Source organism: Flavobacterium magnum (genome assembly GCF_003055625.1).
Classification (GTDB): domain Bacteria; phylum Bacteroidota; class Bacteroidia; order Flavobacteriales; family Flavobacteriaceae; genus Flavobacterium; species Flavobacterium magnum.
The window spans coordinates 3373395-3397341 of record NZ_CP028811.1 but is presented as its reverse complement, the minus strand read 5'-3'; the positions used below and the strand labels follow the sequence as shown (position 1 = coordinate 3397341).

22 protein-coding genes are annotated in these 23947 nt (G+C 45.7%); 14 read left to right on the top strand and 8 right to left on the bottom strand.

Going from position 1 to position 23947, the window contains the following annotated elements; all coding sequences use genetic code 11:
• Window positions 1-188: 188 nt before the first annotated feature.
• Window positions 189-1514, top strand: coding sequence for a tRNA (N(6)-L-threonylcarbamoyladenosine(37)-C(2))-methylthiotransferase MtaB (gene mtaB, locus HYN48_RS14895; RefSeq protein ID WP_108373134.1), 1326 nt, complete (start codon window positions 189-191; stop codon window positions 1512-1514).
• 22 nt (window positions 1515-1536) lie between these two features.
• Here mtaB and HYN48_RS14890 read toward each other — a convergent pair whose 3' ends face one another.
• From HYN48_RS14890 to HYN48_RS14880, 3 genes are all read right to left on the bottom strand, one after another.
• Window positions 1537-1878 carry a hypothetical protein gene (locus tag HYN48_RS14890; RefSeq protein WP_108373132.1) on the bottom strand — a complete coding sequence of 114 codons (342 nt, stop codon included), beginning with the start codon at window positions 1876-1878 and terminating at the stop codon, window positions 1537-1539.
• Between the two features lie 65 nt (window positions 1879-1943).
• Window positions 1944-2228, bottom strand: coding sequence for a GNAT family N-acetyltransferase (locus HYN48_RS14885; RefSeq protein WP_108373130.1), 285 nt, complete (start codon window positions 2226-2228; stop codon window positions 1944-1946).
• A gap of 10 nt (window positions 2229-2238) precedes the next feature.
• Entirely contained in the window at window positions 2239-2955 is a 717-nt protein-coding gene (locus tag HYN48_RS14880) for a pirin family protein (RefSeq protein WP_108373127.1), read from the bottom strand.
• A gap of 115 nt (window positions 2956-3070) precedes the next feature.
• On the opposite strand from HYN48_RS14880, the gene HYN48_RS14875 reads away from it, so the two are divergent.
• The 3 genes from HYN48_RS14875 to HYN48_RS14865 are packed head-to-tail and all read left to right on the top strand — an operon-like array spanning window position 3071 to window position 5044.
• Window positions 3071-3727: a lipase family protein gene (locus tag HYN48_RS14875; RefSeq protein ID WP_108373125.1), complete on the top strand. Its 657-nt coding sequence runs from the start codon at window positions 3071-3073 to the stop codon at window positions 3725-3727.
• A 45-nt stretch (window positions 3728-3772) separates the two neighbouring features.
• Entirely contained in the window at window positions 3773-4666 is an 894-nt protein-coding gene (locus tag HYN48_RS14870; RefSeq protein ID WP_108373693.1) for a lytic transglycosylase domain-containing protein, read from the top strand.
• Window positions 4667-4669: 3 nt separating this feature from the next.
• Entirely contained in the window at window positions 4670-5044 is a 375-nt protein-coding gene (locus HYN48_RS14865; protein ID WP_342747855.1) for a sulfite exporter TauE/SafE family protein, read from the top strand.
• A 1-nt stretch (window position 5045) separates the two neighbouring features.
• On the opposite strand, the gene HYN48_RS14860 is transcribed toward HYN48_RS14865, so the two are convergent.
• The gene (locus tag HYN48_RS14860) at window positions 5046-5723 is read right to left on the bottom strand and encodes a TlpA family protein disulfide reductase (protein ID WP_181248487.1); all 678 of its coding nucleotides are present in this window, start codon (window positions 5721-5723) and stop codon (window positions 5046-5048) included.
• A gap of 163 nt (window positions 5724-5886) precedes the next feature.
• Window positions 5887-6402, bottom strand: coding sequence for a hypothetical protein (locus HYN48_RS14855; RefSeq protein ID WP_108373121.1), 516 nt, complete (start codon window positions 6400-6402; stop codon window positions 5887-5889).
• 151 nt (window positions 6403-6553) lie between these two features.
• Here HYN48_RS14855 and rpmH point away from each other — a divergent pair, with 151 nt between their 5' ends.
• The 3 genes from rpmH to carB all read left to right on the top strand — a co-directional run bounded on the left by rpmH (window position 6554) and on the right by carB (window position 10851).
• Window positions 6554-6715: a 50S ribosomal protein L34 gene (rpmH, locus tag HYN48_RS14850; RefSeq protein WP_007136275.1), complete on the top strand. Its 162-nt coding sequence runs from the start codon at window positions 6554-6556 to the stop codon at window positions 6713-6715.
• Between the two features lie 78 nt (window positions 6716-6793).
• Window positions 6794-7987 (top strand): OmpA family protein, encoded by a 1194-nt coding sequence (locus tag HYN48_RS14845; RefSeq protein WP_108373119.1) that lies wholly within the window; start codon window positions 6794-6796, stop codon window positions 7985-7987.
• Window positions 7988-7998: 11 nt separating this feature from the next.
• Window positions 7999-10851, top strand: coding sequence for a carbamoyl-phosphate synthase large subunit (gene carB / locus HYN48_RS14840; RefSeq protein ID WP_108373116.1), 2853 nt, complete (start codon window positions 7999-8001; stop codon window positions 10849-10851).
• A 137-nt stretch (window positions 10852-10988) separates the two neighbouring features.
• Here the strand turns inward: carB and HYN48_RS14835 are convergent, their stop codons facing one another.
• Complete coding sequence (locus HYN48_RS14835; protein ID WP_108373114.1) at window positions 10989-12734, bottom strand: T9SS type A sorting domain-containing protein; 1746 nt, start codon at window positions 12732-12734, stop codon at window positions 10989-10991.
• 65 nt (window positions 12735-12799) lie between these two features.
• Here HYN48_RS14835 and HYN48_RS14830 point away from each other — a divergent pair, with 65 nt between their 5' ends.
• The 3 genes from HYN48_RS14830 (at window position 12800) to ruvX (ending at window position 15953) form a co-directional block, all read left to right on the top strand.
• Complete coding sequence (locus HYN48_RS14830; RefSeq protein ID WP_108373112.1) at window positions 12800-14875, top strand: ATP-binding protein; 2076 nt, start codon at window positions 12800-12802, stop codon at window positions 14873-14875.
• A 108-nt stretch (window positions 14876-14983) separates the two neighbouring features.
• Window positions 14984-15541 carry a hypothetical protein gene (locus HYN48_RS14825; RefSeq protein WP_108373110.1) on the top strand — a complete coding sequence of 186 codons (558 nt, stop codon included), beginning with the start codon at window positions 14984-14986 and terminating at the stop codon, window positions 15539-15541.
• 1 nt (window position 15542) lies between these two features.
• Window positions 15543-15953: a Holliday junction resolvase RuvX gene (gene ruvX / locus HYN48_RS14820; RefSeq protein ID WP_108373108.1), complete on the top strand. Its 411-nt coding sequence runs from the start codon at window positions 15543-15545 to the stop codon at window positions 15951-15953.
• On the opposite strand, the gene HYN48_RS14815 is transcribed toward ruvX, so the two are convergent.
• Entirely contained in the window at window positions 15950-18175 is a 2226-nt protein-coding gene (locus HYN48_RS14815; RefSeq protein ID WP_108373106.1) for an FUSC family protein, read from the bottom strand. The two genes, ruvX and HYN48_RS14815, sit on opposite strands and share 4 nt — an antisense overlap.
• Before the next feature lie 183 nt (window positions 18176-18358).
• Here HYN48_RS14815 and def point away from each other — a divergent pair, with 183 nt between their 5' ends.
• The 4 genes from def to HYN48_RS14795 all read left to right on the top strand — a co-directional run bounded on the left by def (window position 18359) and on the right by HYN48_RS14795 (window position 21967).
• The gene (gene def, locus HYN48_RS14810) at window positions 18359-18946 is read left to right on the top strand and encodes a peptide deformylase (protein WP_108373689.1); all 588 of its coding nucleotides are present in this window, start codon (window positions 18359-18361) and stop codon (window positions 18944-18946) included.
• Between the two features lie 33 nt (window positions 18947-18979).
• Window positions 18980-19405: a DUF5606 family protein gene (locus HYN48_RS14805; RefSeq protein WP_108373104.1), complete on the top strand. Its 426-nt coding sequence runs from the start codon at window positions 18980-18982 to the stop codon at window positions 19403-19405.
• Between the two features lie 79 nt (window positions 19406-19484).
• Window positions 19485-20258 carry a nucleoside triphosphate pyrophosphohydrolase gene (gene mazG, locus HYN48_RS14800; RefSeq protein ID WP_108373102.1) on the top strand — a complete coding sequence of 258 codons (774 nt, stop codon included), beginning with the start codon at window positions 19485-19487 and terminating at the stop codon, window positions 20256-20258.
• Between the two features lie 257 nt (window positions 20259-20515).
• Entirely contained in the window at window positions 20516-21967 is a 1452-nt protein-coding gene (locus HYN48_RS14795) for an APC family permease (RefSeq protein ID WP_108373100.1), read from the top strand.
• A gap of 67 nt (window positions 21968-22034) precedes the next feature.
• Here the strand turns inward: HYN48_RS14795 and HYN48_RS14790 are convergent, their stop codons facing one another.
• Window positions 22035-23894, bottom strand: coding sequence for a DUF349 domain-containing protein (locus HYN48_RS14790; protein WP_245946014.1), 1860 nt, complete (start codon window positions 23892-23894; stop codon window positions 22035-22037).
• Window positions 23895-23947 lie beyond the last annotated feature (53 nt).

The following is a 23947-nucleotide window of genomic DNA, read 5'->3' as shown; positions in this document are numbered from 1 at the left end:
TAAATTTGCCCGCTTTTCAGCGCGTTGTAAATATAGTAAAATCGGACTGCAAAATGTCAATTTTTGCAGGGACCGCGTGAGGGATAGAGGCAAGGTACCGCGTACCGCCGAAAGCCCGACCTCGTTGCTGCAGGGATTTTAATTTGGATTGGCGGATTTCCGCAACGAGGGCACGCCCGCATTAAAATATGGAAAAGAGGAAAGTTGCTTTTTATACTTTAGGCTGTAAACTGAATTTTTCGGAAACGTCTACTATTGCCCGAAGTTTTCAGGACGAAGGTTTTGAGCGTGTTGATTTTGAGGAAGTTGCTGATATTTATGTGATCAATACCTGTTCGGTTACGGAGAACGCCGACAAGCAGTTTAAGCAGTATGTGAAGAAGGCGATGAAGCTGAATGACAAGGCATTTGTCGCGGCTGTTGGCTGTTATGCGCAGTTGAAACCTGAGGAATTGGCGGCTGTAGATGGCGTTGACCTGGTGTTGGGAGCGACTGAAAAATTTAAGATTACGGATTATATCAACGATTTGTCCAAGAATGATATGGGCGAGGTGCATTCGTGTGAGATTGCCGAAGCCGATTTTTATGTGGGCAGTTACTCGATTGGCGACCGTACGCGTGCGTTCCTGAAAGTACAGGACGGTTGTGATTATAAATGTACCTATTGCACGATTCCGTTGGCGCGTGGGATTTCGCGCAGCGATGCTTTGGAAAATGTGCTGAAGAATGCAAAAGAGATTTCTGAGCAAAATATTAAGGAAATCGTGCTGACGGGTGTCAATATTGGGGATTATGGTAAAGGCGAGTTTGGGAATAAGAAACACGAGCATACGTTTTTAGAATTGGTGCAGGCTTTGGATGACGTGGACGGGATTGAGCGGCTGCGTATTTCCTCGATTGAACCGAATTTACTTCGGAATGAAACCATCGAATTCGTTTCAAAAAGCCGCACTTTTGTGCCGCATTTCCATATTCCCCTGCAATCCGGAAGCAATGACATCCTGAAGAAAATGAAGCGCCGTTATCTGCGCGAGGTGTACACGGAGCGGGTGAATAAAATCCGTGAAGTGATGCCGCATGCGTGCATTGGCGTGGATGTGATTGTGGGATTTCCGGGTGAAACCGATGAACATTTCCTTGAGACGTATCATTTCCTGAATGACCTTGATATTTCGTATTTGCATGTTTTCACTTACTCGGAGCGCGACAATACGGAAGCGGCTTTAATGGATGGCGTCGTTCCGGCAAATGTACGGGCAAAACGCAGTAAGATGTTACGTGGTTTGTCTGTCAAAAAACGCCGTGCTTTTTATGAAAGTCAGCTTGGCACTTCAAGAACGGTCTTATTCGAAGGCGAAAATAAGGAAGGTTACATTCATGGCTTTACCGAAAACTACGTCAAGGTGAAAACCCCTTGGAACCCGGAATTGGTGAACACTTTACACGACATTACGTTGACGAGGATTGACGAGGACGGTAGTGTAAGGATGGAGTTTAATGAGGTTTTGCCCTAAACGCCCGAAGGGAAAGGCGACACTAATACCTGTAGTGAAACCTGATTTTCGTAATCCGGAAAACAGTTTGCCCGTACTGTTCGACAAATTCAAATGAATTCCTTCCCGGCTGTTTAAAATCGATGATGATGCTGGCCGAAATCTCATAATACATTTTCTCCCCTTCCATCATCAACCGCGCGCCGTTGTTGCGATAGGCAGAGCGCACGAGCGTAAATTCAGAAAGGTTCCAGGTCGTTTGCTCGGCTTCAAGATTGCCGTTATCGGTGTACAATCCTTCCGTGATTTCAGTTTTACAGCCGTAATATTTGCTGATGTTTTCGAAAAAATCGATAATCTTATTCCGGCTTTCTTCCGAGATCATGAATGGGAATTTTGTTGGGTGAAAATACAAAAAAGCCGCTGTGTATCACAACGGCAAAATGAGGTTTAAATTTTTATGCCGGGCGGCAGCAGCTCCTTATAAACCGGATTTTTCCTAAAGAAGGCAGCGATTTTCGGTAATATGGGAACCACGCGGAATTTTCGTTCTGCGGCATTTTCAAGTATCGCGCGGAGAAAGTCATCGATAAATCCTTCGTTATTATAGCCCTCGGGCGCAATGATCTTTGTGAGGAAGATCTTCTTTTCCTGGAAAGAGTATTCCACCGAAATCAATTTTCCGTCATCCGAAGCCTCAAATTGCCTTAAAAAAGTGTTGTCCTTGATGTCCATATTGTAGCGTTTAATTCATGGGTACTTCAACCATTAATATTTTGCATTGCTGGGTGGTATTCGCCGTAAAACTGTCCGTCCCAGTAATTCCCGCGGCATCACGCCGTCCCAATAATTTGCCCTCGATCTCCAGTTCGCCCTCGATCAGGAATAGATACACACCGTGGTTTGGCGAATGCAGTTCGTAGCTCAGTTCCCGGCCGGCTTCAAAAATCCCAAGGCTGAACCACGTTTGCTGGTATACCCACAGCGAATTGAGTTCGGGTTTGTCATGCGGACTGACCACCGTCGTCAGTTTGTTTATATCTTGCTCAAGATTGAAAGCCTTCTGGTCATAGCGCGGTTCGACATTTTCCATTTCAGAAAAAATCCAAAGTTGGAGCGTTTTGGCGATTTCAGTGGCGCTGGCATTCATTTCGGAATGTAAGATACCGCTTCCGGCGCTCATTACCTGGACTTCTCCAAATTGTATTACGCCTTCATTTCCGATGCTGTCTTTATGCTTCAATCCGCCTTCGAGCGGGATGGTGACGATTTCCATATTGTCGTGCGGATGTGTCCCGAAACCTGCGCCGGGTGCAATGCTGTCATCGTTCAATACACGCAGCGCGCCGAACTGTATTTTTTCCGGATTGTAGTAATTTCCGAAAGAAAAAGAAAAATTGGCCTTCAGCCATCCGAAATCAGCTTGGCCTCTTTGGGCTGCAGGGAATAAGGTAACCATCATGGTGTGGGTAAAATAAATTTGAAAGAAAATTGTTTAAGGTTAAAAACAATTAATTTTATACAAATTTCGTAAGAATTCGCCGAAGTTGCTGTTAGCAGAGCGTTAAAACAACAAAATGAGTAAGATACCGGTTTACTTTATGCCCGGATTGGCCGCCAGTCCTGCAATTTTTGAAAGGATTGCGCTTCCCGAAGCGGAATTTGAAGTCGTGCTGCTCGAATGGGAAATTCCGCTTGACCATGAAAGTCTGGAAGCTTACGCCAAAAGGATTTCGCGCAGGATTGTGCACCCTGACCCGGTTTTGATCGGTGTATCCTTCGGTGGCATCCTGGTTCAGGAAATATCGAAATTTGTGGCGGCGCGTAAAGTCATCATCATTTCCAGTGTGAAGTGCAACACGGAGTTCCCGCGCCGGTTTAAAGTCGCCAAAGCCACAAAAGCATACAAACTCATACCGATGGATTTGCTGATTAATGTGGAGAAGCTCGCAAAGTTTTCGTTTGGCAGCAAGATCAACCAGCGGCTCAAATTGTATGAAAAATTTCTTTCGGTGCGGGACAAGCGCTACCTTGAGTGGGCGGTTGAAAATGTGATTTTGTGGGAGCGCTGCGAGGCTGATCCCAATGTGATTCACATCCATGGCGATGCCGATGAGGTGTTTCCGATAAAATATATTTCAAACCCGATTGTGGTCAAGGGCGGTACGCACATCATGATTCTCAATAAATACAAATGGCTGAACGAAAATCTGCCAAAAATCATAAAAGCATAGCATAGCAAAACAGTTTTTTGTAGGTTTACAAATATGAAAATGATTATGAAAACACTTCACAGATTCGGGTTGATTTTTTCACTGGTGCTGGTCAGCGGATTGCTTGTATATGGGATTTCAAAAGAAAAGGGGGACGTCTCCGCGCGTAAAGGTACCGCCATGTATTTTCCGGAAAGCGTCGATTTTGCGGGCGAAAACACGCCATTGAATATCAGCGATGTAAAAGAGCGTTTCGAACGCGAATTATTGGTGAATGCGAATTTAGACGCTACGACTTTGCTGATCATAAAAAGGGCAAACAGGGCATTTCCGGTGATTGAACCGATACTAAGGCAATACAATGTTCCGGATGATTTCAAATACCTTGCCGTGATTGAAAGCGGACTGGTCAACGCGGTTTCTCCTGCGGGCGCGCGTGGTGTCTGGCAGTTTATGCCGCAAACCGCCAAAGAATACAATATGGAGGTCAATGACATCGTAGACGAACGCTATCATTTGGAAAAATCTACCGAAGCGGCCTGCAGGTATCTCGTAAACGCCAAAGCGAGGTTCGGGTCATGGACACTGGCCGCAGCATCCTACAACGGCGGCGTGAGCGGCGTTAACAAGCAGATTGAAATCCAGAAAGTGAAAAATTATTATGATTTGCTGCTGAACGATGAGACTTCGCGCTACGTGTTCCGGATACTTGCCCTTAAGGAAATCATGAAAAATCCGCAGTTGTACGGCTTCAACATTTCCCCAACCGACCTGTATGCAAACATCCCTACACGCAAGATAGAGGTGGATACGACCATTAATGACCTGGCCTCATTTGCTCTGGATCAGGGCATTAACTACAAAATCCTGAAAATCCACAATCCGTGGCTGCGCGACCGAAAATTGCTTAATGCCTCAAGGAAGAAGTACACCATCGAAATCCCAACCAGCGGTTATTAAAACATGAAAGGTATGACTACAGGCGTTTTTTTAGTGTTGATCTGCATCGGACTTATAGCCGGGATGCTCAGCGGATTGATCGGTATCGGAGGCGGGATCATCATTGTACCCATGCTGCTTATCATTGGGCTCACGCAACAGCAGGCTCAGGGCACGAGCCTTGCCGTAATGCTTCCCCCGATTGCGTTTCTCGCCGTCTTAAATTACCATCAGGCAGGTCAGATCAACTGGAAATACGCCATTATCATTTCGCTTTGCTTTATTATCGGAAGTTATTTCGGCAGTAAGATCGCGATTACAATCGACCAAAAGATGCTCAAGCGCATATTTGGCGTCGTGTTGCTGATTGTGGCAGGAAAAATGCTCTTCGGGAAATAGATCAGTGGGTCGCGAGGATCTCTTTCCTGATCCCTGATTTGACAAGCAGGCTGCTCAACGCTTCGTTATACACATCAAATTGCTGCTTTATCGCCTCTTTAAGCGGTGTCTTCTTTGGGGTTTGTACCAAAGCGCCTTTTTTTATCGAAATGACTTTCAGGTTTCCGTCAATGTAGTAGGAGGTCAGGAAACCGATGGCGTATTTGAGCGTGGCGACCATCGCCTCGTCTTTTTTGTAATTTTCATTGGCATAACATACTTCGATATACCCGTTAAACTGTGACGCGAGGCTTTTGGCTGCCTGCTTCCTGTCCCAGAACACGACAACAATCTGGAGGTCCTTATGGTATTTGCGGGCGAGCTTATTGAGTGCAGGTATCTCGCCTTTGTTCATGACGCACCAGGAAGAGTACGTCTGGATCATGATGGGTTTTTTAATGCTGCTGAGCTTGAGTTTCCCGCCGCTGAATCTTTTTAGCGTGTAATCCTCGAATTTGGTGCCTGCGAGTTGGTTTGAGACTAAAGTATCAAACAGGAACTGGCCCTGCTCGATATCGCCGTTTTCGTAAGCCTTGTTACTTAAGGTATTATACTTCTTAATATTCTGCTTTACGGCAACACTGAAAGTTTTTTCCTGCGGCTGCGCGTGAACAGCACACGACAAAACTATCACAATCATAAAAAATAAAATATTTTTCATTTCGATAGTTAAATATTTTCAGATTATTTCCAAAAATAGGAAAAAATAGTATTCAATTTTGATTTGTAGCGAAAATACGTCTTTTATCCATAAAAAAAGCCGTTTGTGATAAACGGCTTGTTACTATTGGGTTGTAAGAAGGTTAGATTTTTTTAAGCTGCTCCTTCATCATTTTGATCTGATCTTTCAATAAGCCCTGCTTGTCAAGTTTTTTGGCTTCGTTCATCAGGTTCGTCGCTTCCAGTTTTCTGCGGCGACTCATCGCAACACCTGCCAGGTTAAGTTTGGCGATGGCCAGGTCTGTGTCCATGGATAAGCCGAGTTCCACCGCTTTCTTAAAATGCTTTTCGGCCTGCATCAGGTTGGTCTGCGACAGCATCAATCCGTGGAGGTATTCATAATAGCCCTGCTGTTTCCTCACCAATGCGGCCTGCGGGTCCTTGATTTTGGAGAGCCATTTCTGTGCGCCCGGAAAGTCCTGCTTACGCAATTTGAGGAAAGCAAGGATGATGAATTCGTTTTTGAAATAGAAAAGTATGAAAATCAGCGACAAAAGGATCAGAAAAATACCGTTTCCAATCTCGCTTTCCGTAAATTGCCATACTGCAGTTCCGAAGAGGGCTGCGGCAAGGATTAATTTTATATTTTTGTTGTACATCCGATGGTTTTTTAAGGCTGCAAAGATAGTAAAATCAATTAAAAATATTTTTTCAAAAGCACTTGCCAGAAAAAAAAGAGTTTGTATATTTGCACTCGGTTTCAGAAAGACCTGTTTAAAAGAGAATAACAAAGTTTAAAGATATCACACAATGAGCAAAAGAACGTTTCAACCATCGAAAAGAAAAAGAAGAAATAAGCACGGATTTATGGACAGAATGGCTTCTGCGAATGGAAGAAAGGTGCTTGCTCGCCGTAGGGCCAAAGGCCGTCACAAACTGACTGTTTCCTGCGAACCACGACACAAGAAATAATGATTTGAAATCAGTCGATATCAAGCCGCTACTATTTATCAGTAGCGGCTTTTTTTTATATTTTGCAATATAAATGGCATGAAATTTTGTTTTAAATATTTAGTATTCACTGGTATTATGTTTACCGGTTTTTTTTCTCTTTCGCAAGAAAAGAAACAGATTGCCATTTACTTTGAATTTGATAAATATGAGATTACGCCAAAAAGCAAAATTACGCTTGACAGCATCATCAGCCTGGCTAACAATTCCCGTGGATATAGTATTGTCATTAATGCTTATACTGACAGTAAAGGGACAGAACAGTATAATAACACGCTGGCTTATAATAGAAAGAAAATTGTTTTTGACTATTTCCTGCTCAACCAATTAAATGCAAGGCGAATTTCGTATTCAAATTTTACCGAGAATCTGGCTGATGTTCCGGACGATTTAAGAAGAAAAGCGATTATCGATTTTGAATATATCAGGCCTAAAACTTTTTATGGCAAAAATGGGACTGAAGTGATCGCCGGGGAGAATGACGATCTAACCATCAGCGAGTATTTTTCAGCCAAGGATATGATCAGGGATTCTAAGTTTGCTATAGACGAAAATGACCAGATCATCAGAAGTGACGGAATGTTTACTATTTGTTATGGAAAGGCAACACTTGATGAGACTGGGAACTTTTACCTGATAAAAATGCCAAGCAGGGCGGGACAGGTTAATCCTTCAATGAATGTTTACTTGGAGATTACCAATGAAAACGGGCAGAGAAGATGGCGGCGAACCGAATTAAAGCCCGAAGCAGACCAAACCAATAAATTCTATATATTTAAAATTCCGATAGAAAGTAAGGGATGCGTTACCTTTAATGTTGATTGTGCATTGCCGGATGATGATAAAATAACCTTCATATCCACAAAAGAAAGTTATGACAATGTTGAGGTGAAAGATGCTGAAAACAAACTGCTTTTTTCTGCTTATAGTAATAGGACGGGTAACCAATATGTTTTTTTGAGTGGTGGTATACAGACCAAGAATATGGTTTTTTATGGCTATGTTGATAAAAAGAGAACAGTGATGAGGTTGCGCGACCTTAATTACGACAGCGAGCCAGCAAAAGACGGTGTACCAGCAAAAGAATATTACACTCCGATTCTCGCTGCCGGAAAACATGAATCCGATGGCAGGGAAGAAAAAAGAGGTTTCTGGCCATGGCTAAGGAAAGTATTTACCGGAAAGAAAACTTATATCACAAAAGACAACGATAAACAACTAACAATAAACTAACTACTAGATAAATGCCAAAAGACAACTCCATCAAATCCGTACTCATCATCGGGTCAGGGCCTATTGTGATAGGTCAGGCCTGCGAATTCGATTATGCCGGTTCACAGGCCGCGCGTTCCATCCGCGAGGAAGGAATCGAAGTCATCCTGATCAACTCAAATCCCGCGACCATCATGACCGACCCTTCAATGGCCGATCATGTATACCTGCTGCCGTTAACGACAAAATCAATCATACAAATCCTCAGGGAGCATCCGCAGATTGATGCCGTTTTGCCTACGATGGGCGGGCAAACGGCATTGAACCTTTGCCTTGAGGCGGACGAAAAAGGCATCTGGGAAGATTTCGGCGTCAGGCTGATCGGGGTCGACATCAACGCAATCAACATTACCGAAGACCGGGAGCAGTTCAAGCAACTGCTGGAGAAAATCGGGGTTCCGGCTGCACCCGCTAAAACGGCAACATCGTTCCTTAAAGGAAAGGAAATCGCGCAGGAGTTCGGATTCCCGCTGGTCATTCGCCCGTCGTTTACATTGGGCGGCACCGGGGCGGCTTTTGTACACAGAAAAGAGGATTTTGACGAATTGCTTACGCGTGGCCTCGAGGCGTCGCCGATTCATGAAGTCCTGATCGATAAGGCATTGCTGGGCTGGAAAGAATATGAATTGGAACTTTTGCGGGATAAGAACGACAATGTCGTAATCATCTGTTCGATTGAAAACATGGATCCGATGGGCATCCATACCGGGGATTCGATTACCGTCGCCCCTGCAATGACATTATCTGATACTACTTTTCAGAAAATGCGCGACATGGCGATTTTGATGATGCGTTCCATCGGGAATTTTGCCGGGGGCTGCAACGTGCAGTTTGCCGTGTCACCTGATGAAAAGGAAGATATCGTTGCCATCGAGATCAACCCGCGTGTGTCCAGATCTTCGGCATTGGCTTCAAAAGCGACCGGTTATCCGATTGCAAAGATTGCCTCAAAATTGGCTTTGGGCTACCACCTCGACGAATTGCAGAATCAAATCACCAAATCCACTTCGGCCTTATTTGAACCGACGCTGGATTACGTGATCGTCAAAATACCACGCTGGAACTTCGATAAATTTGAAGGCGCGGACCGGACTTTAGGGCTACAGATGAAATCTGTAGGCGAAGTCATGGGCATCGGGCGTTCTTTTCAGGAAGCGTTGCACAAAGCCACGCAGTCGCTGGAAATCAAACGCAACGGAATCGGGGCAGACGGAAAGGGTTACCGCAATTACGAGCAGATTATCGAGAAACTGACCTTTGCGAGTTGGGACCGTGTCTTCGTCATTTACGATGCGATTGCCATGGGCATTCCGCTAAGCCGCATCCACGAGATTACAAAAATCGACATGTGGTTTCTCAGGCAATATGAAGAACTGCACGTGCTTGAGAAGGAAATATCCACTTACAAGATCGACACGCTTCCCAGGGAATTGTTGCTTGAAGCCAAGCAGAAAGGATACGGCGATAGGCAGATTGCACACATGATGGGCTGTCTGGAAAGCCAGGTGTACAAACTCCGCGAGCAGATGAATGTGAATCGCGTGTACAAACTCGTCGATACCTGCGCGGCTGAATTTAAGGCGCAGACGCCTTACTATTATTCTACTTTCGAGGCTGAAATCGAAACGGCGGACGGTAAGAGATATGTTGCCAATGAAAGCATTGTTTCCGACAGGAAAAAAGTTGTCGTGTTAGGATCAGGGCCAAACCGCATCGGACAGGGCATCGAATTCGACTATTCCTGCGTGCACGGCGTTTTGGCTGCAAAAGAGTGCGGTTACGAAACAATCATGATCAACTGCAATCCCGAAACTGTTTCCACAGATTTTGATACGGCTGATAAATTGTACTTCGAACCCGTATTCTGGGAGCATATTTACGACATCATCCGACATGAAAAACCCGAAGGCGTTATTGTACAATTGGGCGGGCAGACTGCGCTGAAGCTCGCAGAGAAATTATCCAAATACGGCATTAAGATCCTGGGCACGTCGTTTGATGCGCTTGATTTGGCCGAAGACCGCGGGCGTTTCTCGGAATTGCTGACCGAATTAAAAATTCCGTTCCCACAGTTTGGTGTGGCTGAAAATGCAGACCAGGCTTCGGCATTGGCTGATGTACTTGATTTTCCACTGCTCGTAAGGCCTTCTTATGTATTGGGCGGGCAGGGCATGAAAATCGTCATCAACAAGCAGGAACTGGAGGAGCATGTGATTGATTTGCTCAAGAACATTCCCGGCAATAAATTGCTGCTCGACCATTATCTGGACGGTGCCATCGAAGCCGAGGCGGATGCGATTTGTGACGGTGAAAACGTCTACATCATCGGAATTATGGAGCATATCGAACCGTGCGGCATCCATTCAGGTGATTCTAACGCGACGTTGCCACCATTCAACCTCGGCGAGTTTGTCATGCAGCAAATTAAGGACCATACGAAGAAAATCGCACTCGCCTTACGGACCGTGGGCTTAATCAACATACAGTTTGCCATTAAGGACGACACCGTGTACATCATCGAGGCCAATCCAAGGGCGTCGCGCACCGTGCCGTTTATTGCGAAGGCTTATGGTGAGCCTTATGTGAATTATGCGACCAAAGTCATGCTGGGTGCCAAAAAAGTCACCGATTTCACTTTCAATCCGCAATTGAAAGGCTTTGCCATCAAGCAACCGGTGTTCTCATTCAGCAAATTCCATAATGTAAACAAGGCTTTAGGCCCTGAAATGAAATCGACTGGTGAAAGCATTCTTTTTATTGATGATCTGAAGGATGATCAGTTTTATGAATTGTATTCGAGAAGGAAGATGTATTTGAGTAAGTAAACAGTCGCAGTCACAGTTTTCAGTATAAAAAAATCCCTTCGTCATGTAAGGGATTTTTATTTGAGATAGTTTATAGATTGGTTGATTCTCAGCGAAATATAATTTTCAATGGACGGCAGACAATCCGATTAGAAAAGTTACTGTTTGATAAACTTGATTGGGTTGTAAGATTCGGTGAGTAGGAAATAAATTCCTTCTGCCAGGGTTTCAACCGCTATTCCTTGGTTCCCGAAAAATCCATTAGCAACGATTCTGCCATTGAGGTCAGCAATTTTATAATGCTCGTCGAATGCTGGGAGGGGATTGAGATAAAGTACTTTTGAAACTGGATTTGGATATAAAGTAATGACAGGTTTATTTTGGGATTCTGTATCCAGTCCAACGTCGTTAAGTAATCGCAAAACATGTATATTAGAACCTGCTCCCTGTCCAAACCCTGCACCGATAATCTTACCATTTGCCAGCATTACTATTGAACTAATAACTTCCTGATTATTAGTATCTATAATGAATTGACCGTTTATCCCGAAATTCTCATCTAAAGTTCCATCACTATTGAAACGAACAATCAGGCCATCAGAAGAGTTGTCTGCTATCAGTCTTTTCTGTCCCGAAAAGATAATCTTACCGTCAGGTTGTACAATAGGGTAATAATTAATACCCAGGCTATATTCGGGTAAAAGGTTCCAGTAGGCTTTCCCGTCGATACCATAGGTCATGTCAGGTGTACCATCACTATCAAATTGTGCCAATAGATAAGTTCTCACGTAAGGAGCAGTAGTTGGGTTGGGTATAGAGAGCCCTCCGATCAATATTTTATTATTTGGCATAAATACTATGGAAACGGCTGCGTCATCCGAAATATTGCCGTTTGGATTGTGCACATAAGAATAGCCATTTGTTCCAAAAGTAGTGTCTGTGCTGCCATCCGCATTAAGGCGCATAACTACCATGTCCTGGCCTGTGCCCGTTGAATTGATCTTTCTGTATCCTGCAACAAGAATTCTGTCATCTGCAAGCACTCTTATAGTGTTTACTAAACTACTGTCAGAAGAAGATGTTAATGGACTGATAGTGTTAAGGAGTTGAATCGTAGTGCCTTCCGGATTTAGTTTAAGGATCATCCCGTTAAGCGGGCTATACCGGTTTGCACCTATAATAATGTTGTTGTTACTATCCAATGCCAAGGTAACCGCATCAAAATAACTGTAGAGCTCGCTGATAAACATCCCCTCATTACCAAATGTACTGTCAAGGGTCCCATCCCCATTAATTCTAAATACCATAAGGCTTTGTGAAGAAGGGTTTTCCGGGTGATTATGAATGGTTCCTGCAACAATAATTTTCCCATCGGCCTGTAGTAATGTAGCATTTGCAAACTGACTGTAATTGTTATAATCAAAAATAACAGAACCGTTATTGCCGAATGAAGTATCTATAGAACCATCAGCATTGAACCGGGTGAAAAAGGTATCAAAACCGTTAACCGCGCCGCCTGTGTAACCACATGTAAAAATCTTATTGTCATCATTTACTATTAAGGAACTTACAAACTGCTGATTCAAGGGGTTGACATCTGCAATTGTTACGCCATTGGTTCCAAAAGTTATATCAGGTGTTCCGTCTTGGGCCGATGTGATACAATATGAAGTCAGGATGAAAAGAGTGGGAAGTAATCTTAGTTTCATTGTTTTTGTCTTTTCGGCTAATATAATGAGTTTACAGTCGCAGTCACAGTTTTCAATATTAAAAAATCCCTTCGTTATGTAAGGGATTTTTTTTCGGTTGGGTTGATGGCAAATATCCGAGAGGGCGAAAACCCGTACGATATTCCATTCAACTGTGTAAATATTGTAAAAATATCCGAAGTCCGTGATACGCATTTTTAAACAAAAAATGTAACTTGTGCTACTTGTTGTGTATTGAATTGATTCCTGGAATTTATAAAATGGCCCAAAAACCTGTTTTAACGAATGACATTTTCCATAGCCTTTTCCACTCCATGGATGAAGGATTCTGCGTGCTGGAAATGCTGTATGATGACAATAAAAAACCGGCAGACCTGCTTTATATCGAGGCCAATCCGGCTTTTGAGCGCATTGCGGGCATGCCCGTCACCGGTAAAAAAGTCAGTGAAATTGTAGGCGACCTGCAGCCATTTTGGTTTGAAACTTACGAAACCGTCATCCAGACCGGCGCGCCTTTGCGAATAGAATATCAGGGTTCCCAAACGGGGCATTGGTATTCGGTATTTGCTTCACGTATCGGCGGGGACGGCAGCATACGCATTACTGGAATTTTCAATGATATCACTGAACGAAAGCGCGCGGACGAACGCCAGGCGTATTTCCTAAAGCTCAACGACGCGATCCGTTACATACAGGATCCCGTGATGCTGCAACAGGCGGCGATGCGGGTATTGGGTGAATATCTGGATGTAAACCGGGCATTTTACGGAGAGCTTCAGGGCGATGACTTATTGGTTATCGGGCCGGGTTATGCCAATGGATTGCCTCTGATTGAAGGCCGACTCAGCGTCGACGATTTCGGGCAGGAACTGATGGGTATCTTCCATTCGGGGCAAAATGTCCTGATCAATGACCTGCATGCTGACGCCTCAATGTTGCCGGCAGTCAAGGCATCGTTCGAGGGGATCGGTATACGCGCGGCCATAGGGGTGCCATTGGTGAAAAATGGAAAGGCGCATGCCGTGCTCAGCGTTCACCAATCCGCGCCGAGGCATTGGACCGAAAACGAAATCAAACTTGTCGAGGAAACTGCAGAACGTACCTGGGCCGCTGTAGAATGGGCCAAAGCCGAAGAAGAACTTCGGGAATCAGAAGAAAAATACCGCACGCTGTTTGAAACTATTGACGATGGTTTTGCACTTTTTGAGCTTGAGCGTGATGCTTCAGGCAAAGTCATCGATATCATTTACCGGGAAACCAATGCCGCATTCGCTGTACACACGGGATGGAAGGATGCGGTCGGGAAACGGGTCACCGAATTGCTGCCGAATATGAGGCATGGCGTATTGGAACGAATACAGGCTGTGGCCGACACCGGACTGCCGCAAAGACACGAAAGCTATCAACCCGATCTGGACCGTTGGTACGACGTGAGGCATTCCAGGGTAGGCGGCCCCGGAAGTTCGTACGGGGTTGCTGTGTTCAGGGATATTACGGCCCGCAAGAAGGCGGAAGCGGAGTTGAACGAATTCAACACCATGCTTGAAAGCCAGGTAACTGAACGTACCGCGACCATTCGTAAAAATGAAGAGGAGTTGCGAGACACCAACAAGCATTTGCAACTGATTATTAACCAGCTGGAGTCGTTCAACCACATTGCAAGCCACGATTTGCAGGAACCGTTGCGTAAAATACAGATTTTCGCAAGCCGCCTCGGTGAAACAGGACAGGATGACCTGCGCAAGGCCGTGTTTCTTGAAGGCATACAGAACGCGTCAGGCCGGATGCGCAACCTTATCGACGACCTGCTGGCGTACTCACGGCTGGGCAGTAAGGAAACCTTCAGGCGCGTAGATCTCAATAAGATACTGGAGCAGGTCCGCAACGATTATGAATTGCTGATTGCCGACAAGAAAGCCATTATCGAAAGTGATGATTTGCCCATTGTCAGTGCGGTGCCTTTCCAGATGCGCCAGCTTTTCTCGAACCTGGTATCCAACTCGCTTAAATTTTCGATGCGCCACCCCGTAATCACAATCAGGTCGAAAGTGGGCAAAGGGCAGGATTTTACGACGGCATTTCCACTAAAGGCAGACATGGAGTATGTAGAGCTCATTGTTGCTGACAACGGCATTGGTTTCGATAACGAGTATAAGGACAAGATATTCAATCTTTTTCAGCGTTTGCCCGCACAGGAAAAGATTTCAGGTACCGGTATTGGCCTGAGTATCGTAGAAAAAGCGGTAAAGGAACACAAAGGTTTTATCGACGCTTCGGGTGAAAAGGGCAAAGGCGCCGTATTTACGATTTACCTCCCCCTGAAACAGTCAAAATAGGGTCAGTGAAAATGGTTCACCTGTTCTGTTCCCTGTACGCTGAAATAAACGCTGCAGATTCTGGATCATAATCCTAAAAAACCTATTTTTGGGAAAGCTTGATCGCGTATGGACAGAGACTACACAACCATCCACAACGGCATCGCCACACTGCTTCTCGTATCGGGTATCGTTTTTGTGCCTTCCGCTTTGCTGGCCACAATACCCGCTACGGTTGGATTATGGGTAATCGGTAAGGTCCTGACAAAATACGAAGTGCGCATGCACGACGCCTTTATTGCAGCCTTTTGGGCGGCGTTTACCTACCTGGCGGTATCAATGCTGATGTCAATCGTGCTGTACTTCCGTGCGGTCCACCTGCAGGATTATAAGTTGTCATTTTACCCTTCGTGGCTGCTGAATTACTATACGCCGCGGCACGTACCCATATACTACAAAATTATGCTGGCGCTGCACAGCGTTTGTATCCTGGCTTCAGCCTTTGTGCTGTCACGCAAACTGAAGTCGAGGACGCGCCAGCGCATCCCATACCTGTATTCGGTGTTGTGGGTGATGGCGGTATTACTGCCCTGCCTGCTGTTCGGGTTGTACTGTGTCGTGATTGCCATGAACCTGTTCTTTCCGGTCCAGATGCAGTCTATAATTAACTACGCATTAATCAAATAAGATGGCCAGACTGCTTGCTATAGATTACGGACTCAGGCGCACCGGGATTGCCATTACGGATGAATTGCAGCTCATTGCGTCCGGACTGACCACGATTGCATCAGACACGGTGATTGATTTCCTTCAGGGTTATTTTGCGGAAGAGAAAGTCGAGAAAGTCATTATCGGAAAACCTTTGCAAATGAATGGGCAGCCTTCAGAAAGTACCGAAATCATCGAGAAATTTGTGCTGATGTTCCAGAAAAAGTTTCCCGCGATGCCGGTCGTGCGCGCCGACGAAAGGTTTACCTCGAAGATGGCTTTCCAGACGATGATAGACAGCGGGCTTAATAAAAAACAGCGCCGCAACAAGGCCCTGGTGGACGAGATTGCCGCGACGATTATGCTACAGGGCTACATGGCAGCGAATTAGTGCTTCTCTTCAAGTTTCAGGATGGCTTTCACAATACTTTCCGATAAATTGATCAGCCATACCAGTTGTTCAATAACGAGTTGGGATTCCTGCATTCTCAGATAAAACTCGTCGTCATCATTGGCGAGGGCGCGCAGCTCTTTCGCACGCAGGTTCTTAAGTTCCGTGAACCGAAGGTCGAGTTCATGATCCCTTGATTCGGTGTTCACCGACGACGGGGCTACTTCATGGTTGAGCACCTTGATGGCATTGTCGAGGTTCCGGATGACGGTGTTCATCACGACGTTAAATGCTTCCGACGATTTCGTGGTATGGTGCGTCTGTATGTAAGTTCCAATCGATGCGGATGCCGACAGCAGGGTGTGGTTCAACTCCACGATCTTGTAGAGCAGCTGGATCTGTTTTTGCTTTGATTTGGGTTCCTGGGACATGCGCTGGAAGGATGCCATCAAATTGCCCGTTTCTACGAAGGCATTTTTTCGCGCAACCCGGTAAGCCGGGGTAGTATCACCCTTAGCGGCGTAGTAGGTTTTGATTTCACGCAGGTAATTTGCATTGGCATTGACCGATTTGCGGATGTAGGCCGGAAGGCTCAGGAACTCCCACGACGGCCATAGCAGGTAATTTGCGATAAACGCAAGGGCGCCGCCAATCGCTGTGTCGAGGATTCGGAACTCGGCCACTTTGGTGTTTTCGGGCATCAGCAAGGCATAGATAAAGACCACGTACATCGTGACGAACGTGGCGCCTACCTTATAATTAATTTGCGTAAACGCAAAACCCAATAGCATCGAAACCACCGCAATTGTCCCGATTACGGCGTGGTTGTGTATGAAATGCAGCGCGGCAAAAGCAATCACGCCACCAAGGACCGTACCGACGATGCGGTTGTAGGAGCGCTCTTTGGTGAGTCCGTACCCCGGGCGCATAATTACGATGATGGTCAGCAGGATCCAGTACGGATTCTGCAGCGGCAAAAGATTACCGACAATCAGGCCGAGCAGGATGGTGGCGGTTATCCGGAGTGAATGCCGGAAGATGAGCGACGAAAAACTCAGGTTCTCCTTAAAGGTATTGAACGGATAATATACCGGTGTGATGAGTTTTTCGAGTTCGCGGTCCTTAACCGTGAGCTCCCTGACGTCATTTTTGGTCGAAAAGGCGCGTTCGATAACCCGTATCTTCTCAATCTGTTTTTCGGCATAGTGCAGCATGTTGGAAAGCATCAGTACACCTTCGGATGCTGCGGTTTCGCCGAATTCAGTCCGGTAGGAAGCAATCACCTGTTCCAACGCTTCCAGCGCATCGTTGAGCGTTTGCCGTTGTTTTTGCTGGTATTGTTTGTTGTTGGAAATGCTTTTGGAGATCCGCTTCAGCGTTGCCGCAAGATGGTAGGCCAACTGTTGGTACGTGGGCAGCGCTTTGGGGAAGTTGCTGAATTTTTGGTGCAATTCGTTGTGGTTGAACGCGGTTGACAAACCCAGTTCCAGGATTTCGACGCAGGATACAAATACAAGCAGCATTTTGCGGTTCTCATTGGACGCGCCGGATTGCGAACGGTACCGGATCAGGATTTCGCGTAAATTTTCGTGGATGGTATTGAGTTCGACCTGAAGGTGCAATTGCTTTTCGATGATTTTGGTACGATCGGCACCGACATCCCACAAGTCGCCGCGCAGTTTCATGTATTTTGCCGTAAGTCGGATGCATTCCGCTATCTGTTGCTGCACGTAACGGTGCGGCCAGATCAGGTCGTAGGCTATGGAAATGAGCAGGTAAAAAAGCCCTCCGGCAAGCATCAGCCCGGCATTGACCAGCATGTCAGTTCCTTTGTGGATGTGTGCGAATGCCAGCGACAGCGCAAGCAGGCCGGAAAATGATACCATGTTAGCCCGTTGCCCATACACCGAAATCATGGCCAGGAAAAAGATGAGGAACGTGAAGACCGGATACAGCAAATACGGGAAAGGATGCAGGACATTGACCAGCAGGTTTGAGCCGGCGACAATCAATGCCGCAATAGAGACCCCGCGGATTTTGTGCGTCTTGTTGCTTGGGATGTCCGACGGATAGGTAAGCAGCGCCCCGACGGCGATGGTAAAACCGTATTCAAAATACCCGACGCCGTTCAGTAAAATAACCGGAATGACTGCGGCCAAAGTAATCTTCATCGCATTTGCAAAATTCATGCCGCCCGTAAATTCCCTGATTTTCGCTATCATTGGTATCGATTCCTTACAAAGGTAAAAAATGTTAAACCGATAAATGATGCCTGTCCCGGCTTTTACGCTGAAATTGTAAAAAAATGTCAATTATGCGCGCGGCTTTAGGTGATGATGGATTTTTCATTATTTTTGCTGACCCAAAAGGAATCCATTGGTTGCTCAGGGATTAAATGTAAGAACATGATTTTACCAGTCGTAGGTTACGGTGACCCGGTTTTACGGAAAGTGTGTGAAGAGATTTCAGCCGATTATCCCAACCTGAAGCAGCTTGTCGCCGATATGTTTGAGACCATGTATAATGCATCGGGTGTTGGACTTGCCGCGCCGCAGGTCGGACTGGCGATACGTTTGTTTATAGTAGACACGGAGCCGTTCAGCGATGACGACGATTTGCCCGAGGACGAACGCAAAAGCCTGGGCGATTTCAGGAAAATCTTTATCAACGCCAAAATGCTCAAGGAAGAAGGTGAGGAGTGGGCTTTTAACGAAGGCTGCCTGAGTATACCCGATGTGCGTGAGGATGTCTACCGGCATGAGCGCATCACCATCGAATACTATGATGAGAATTTCGTAAAGAAAACGGAGGAATTTGATGGTATGGCGGCCCGTGTAATCCAACATGAGTATGACCACATCGAAGGCATACTGTTTACCGATCATGTATCGACGCTGAAAAAGCAAATGATTAAAAAAAGGCTCCTCAATATTATGGAAGGAAAAATCAGGGCCGATTATAAAATGAAATTCTTTGCCAAAAAAGGCAGATAAGATATACCGATTTTAACGATTAACATATAAAACATGAATTTAGAGAAAATATTGGCCATTTCCGGAAAACCGGGTTTATATGCACTGAAGATCCAAACCCGAACAGGTTTCGTCGCTGAGTCGTTGCTGGATGGCAAAAAAATTACTGTCGGCCTACGTAGTAACGTCAGCCTGCTTTCCGAAATTTCAATGTATACACATTCCGAGGAGAAGCCTTTGGCAGAAGTCATGCGCAGTATCGCGCAGAAGGAAGACAATGGCCCGGCGCTGTCCCACAAGGAAGACAACGACAAGTTGGTGGCATATTTTGCTGAAATCCTTCCTGATTACGATGAAGACCGTGTGTATGTTTCTGACATCAAGAAGGTTTTGAATTGGTACAACCAGCTTCAGGCAAAAGGTTTGGTTTCCAAGGAAGCGCCTGTAAAATCAAAAGAGGAAGCGGTTTCGGAAGAATAGTTAACATCTTTTTATAAAATATAATCCCGTCATTCAATTGCAGTGGCGGGATTTTCTATTTTTATGCAAAACTAAATTTATGGCAGACCGGCAGTTACAACTTCAGGCGTTCGGGAGATTGCTCGACATCATGGACGACTTACGCGAAAAATGCCCGTGGGACAGGAAACAGACGTTGCAGTCGTTACGCCACCTGACCATTGAGGAGACGTACGAACTTGGTGACGCCATCCTCGACAATAATCTGCAGGAGGTAAAAAAAGAGTTGGGTGACCTGTTGCTGCACATTGTTTTTTACGCTAAAATCGGCAGTGAGACGAACGACTTTGACATCGCTGAGGTGTGTAATGAAATCTGTGACAAGCTCATCCACCGCCATCCGCATATTTATTCCGATACGGTAGTGAAAGATGAAGAGGAAGTGAAACAGAATTGGGAAAAACTTAAGCTCAAAGAAGGGAAAAAATCGGTTTTGGAAGGTGTTCCCAAAAGTTTACCCGCATTGGTGAAAGCGAGTCGTATCCAGGATAAGGCGAAAGGTGTAGGGTTTGACTGGGAAGAACCGTCGCAGGTTTGGGAAAAAGTGCAGGAGGAATTGCAGGAGCTGTCCGATGAGGTACAGGCTGGCAATCAGGATAAGATGGAAAGCGAGTTCGGAGACGTGTTATTCTCGATGATCAATTATGCCCGGTTTTTGAACATCAATCCTGAGGACGCCCTGGAAAGGACCAATAAGAAATTTATCAAAAGATTCCAGTATCTAGAGGGCAAGGCTAACGCATTGGGCAAACCGCTGAGCGACATGACATTGGCCGAAATGGATGTGTTCTGGAATGAAGCGAAGAAAATTTAACACGTTCGCGCGATAAGTCCGAACCGTTGTTCCGTACAAATCGTTATAAATTATGATTTGGTGTGGATTTTACGCAATGGAGTTATTCCGGGAATTTGTATCTTACCTTCAGGGAAGGGGAAAATGCGTCCCTACGAATTTCCCGAATGTATCTGTTACTGAAAATGCCTACCAATTGTTAAAATTGAATTTATTTTAACTTGCATTGAAACCCATTGCCATGACATATATAATATTAATAAAAGCTAACCAAAAACATGCCTGAAACAAAACACCATTTGCAACGTTCACTCGGACTCGTCGATGCCACCAGCCTGGTTGCAGGATCGATGATCGGTTCGGGTATTTTTATAGTAACCTCGGCCATGGCGCGTGACATTGGGTCAGCAGGCTGGATCCTGTTGTTGTGGCTCATCACCGGTTTTCTCACCATGACGGCGGCCTTAAGCTACGGCGAGCTCGCTGGCATGATGCCGACGGCAGGCGGGCAGTTCGTCTACATACAGCGTGCTTACGGCAGATTGCTGTCTTTCCTCTACGGATGGACCGTTTTCACCGTCATACAGACTGGGGTAATCGCTGCAGTGGCGGTGGCTTTTGCAAAGTATACCGCCGTATTTTTTCCTGAACTTGATACCGAAATCTTTGCGATCGGAGCGGCTTGGACGTTTACGTACAAACAGATTTTGGCGATGATAAGCATCGTCTTGCTGACCTACATCAACACCAAGGGGGTGAAGACCGGCAAAACGATTCAGTTGATTTTTACGCTGGCCAAACTGGTGGCCCTATTCTCTATTATCATCTTCGGTTTGTACGTCGGTTTGAAATCCGATGTGCTTTCCCAGAACTTCGCCAACATGTGGGAGGCTTCCAAAACCGTCGTCAATCCCGATGGTACAATTACCGTCACCAAGCTTGCAGGCATGGCCGTACTCGGTGCTGCCGGCGCGACAATCATCAATTCGCTTTTTTCGAGCGATGCGTGGAATAACGTTACTTTCATTGCAGGGGAAATCAAAGATCCCAAGAAAAATATACCAAGAAGCCTGTTCCTTGGAACCTTGATTGTCACCATCATTTACATCCTTGCAAATATCGCCTATCTTGCCTTACTGCCAATCGGCGGTTCAGTCGACGGGGCGACGGTGGTCCAGAAGGGGATTGCATTTGCCAGTGAAGACCGCGTTGGCGCCGCTGCAGCAAGCGTTTTTATGGGCAATATCGGTGTGTTTGTCATGGCGGGCCTGATCATGGTATCGACTTTCGGATGCAACAGCGGGCTGGTTTTATCAGGCGGCAGGCTGTTTTATGCAATGGCCAAAGACAGGCAGTTTTTTAAGTCCGCCGGACAGCTCAATGCACACGACGTGCCGGCAAAAGCGCTTTGGGTACAATGCCTGTGGGCTTGTGTCCTGTGTGTTTCAGGAAAATACGGCGATTTGCTGACCTACGCGACGTTTGCCTCATTGTTGTTTTACATGCTTACGATTGGAGGTATATTCATTTTACGAAAAAGGGAACCGGATGCGGAACGCCCGTACAAGGCATTCGGCTACCCGTTCATTCCTGCGCTCTATATTGTCGTCACTACGGCCATTTGCGTGGCGCTGCTGCGGTACGATACGTTGAATACCGGATTGGGATTGTGTATTGTTGCGCTTGGGATTCCGGTGTATTACCTGTTTATGAAGAAGGGCGAAATATAGCACCCACTTTTATCCCATAAAAAAATCCCGCCGGAAAGCGGGATTTTTTTATTTTATGAAAAAGCGGTTATTCCTGGTTCAGGCTCCTGACTTTTTTAAGTTTATCCTTGAGAACCGAAAGTTCTTCTTTGTGCTTTTCAATGTTTTTCCTAACTTCAAGCACGATGGAATTTTCTTTTTTGGCATTCTTGGTATTGGTAAAAAACTGGATGTTGTTTTCCAATTGGAATATTTCGGACTGCACTTCCTCGATCTTGCGCATCAGGAAAATCTTCTCGTTGTCAATTTTCCGCGTGTCATTCGATTCTGAAAGCTGCTCTACCTTATTGGCGAAACGCATCATATCAGTATCTTTCTTGCTCAGGCTTAATTTTTCAAACAGGCCGTCGAGTACCTTATTGAATTTTCCATCGATATGTTTTCTCGAAAATGGCACTTTTCCAAGGGTCTTCCAGGTTTCGATATGGGTTTTAATAGCATCAAGGTCAGTTTTATGGTTTCCGGTAAATTCGAAATCCTTCATGCTTTCAACGTACGCTTTCTTTTTCTCAAAAGCTTCCATTTCCTCCTCATTGGCCTCGTTTCTTTGAGCTTTCAGCCTTTCAAAATAACGGTTGCAGGCATCCTTGAATTCCTTCCATATCTTATCCGAATATTTACGTGGCACGTGCCCAACCTGTTTCCATTCTTCCTGGATCTGCTTCATGATTGGAGTGGTGGATGCAAAATCTTCACTTTCCTGAAGCGCTTTGGCCCTTTCCACCAGGGCTTGCTTCTTATTGAGATTGTCGTTCTGATCTTTCTTGATGTCCTTGTAAAACGAATTTTTCAGCGCGTTGAAATTGCGTACTGCGGTTTTAAAAGCCGACCAGGTTTCCTCATTCACTTCTGAAGGGACTTTGCCTGCCGAGAAGAACTCGTTGCGCAACGCCTCAACTTTTTCAACCTGTCCCTGCCATGATGCATGCGCTGACATTTTTTCCTGCGCCAATGCTTCAATTTTACCGATGATTTCCTTTTTCTTTTCCAGGTTTTGGTTTTCGCGTTCACGCTGGCTTTCAAAAATCAGTTCGCGCTTGTCGTGCATTTGCTTGGTCAATGCGGAAAAACGGTTCCAGACTTCCTCTCGGTAATCTTTAGAGACCGGCCCGATGTCCTCTTTCCAGATTTTATGCAGGTCCTGCAGCTCGCGGAACGCCTTGTTCACATCCGGCTCGTTGACCAATTCTTCAGCACGTGCAATGATTTTAAGCTTCTGTGTCAGGTTGTGCTTAAAGTCAAGATCGCGTGCATCGCGGTCCAAATGCAGGTAATCGTAGAAATTTTCAAGGTGGAAATGATAATTGTTCCAAACGTGGTTGTATTTATCTTTCGGTATCGGACCTGCATTTTTCCAGCGCTCGCGCAACTCGTTGAAATGCTTGAGTGTGTCCTTGATATTTTCCTGCGCATTGATGAGTTCCTTAAGCTCATTGACTATAGCCAGCCTTTTTTCAAGATTTTCCTGCAGGTTATTCTGCAGGCTCTTGAAATGGACATTGCGCTTGTCACGGAACTGATTGTACAGTGTGTCAAACTTTGCCTTCAACGGATAGTGGTAATGGAATTCTTCCGTCGTGTCCGGGTTTTCGGCAAGAAATTCTTCTTTTTTCTCGTCTATGAAATGATTGTATTTTGAAAGGAATGCAGTTTTTACCTGCTCAACATGGTCTTTCACCGACATGACCTTTTCAACGGCTACGAGTTTGTCAAGTTCGGAAACCAGCCTGTCCATAGGCATTGCCTCATAATCCTCCATCGGGATATCGTGGCGTGCCGCTAAGGTTTCGTCTTCGCCTTCTTCAGCATTGGTCTGTGCAATCGCGGCCACGGCAGCCTGATCTGAATCGGCTTCAGGTGCCGGTTCAGCCTGGGTTTCAGCCACCATCTCCTGTTCGGCGCGGGCAGCCTCATTGTCTTCCTCAGCAGCAATCATAGGTT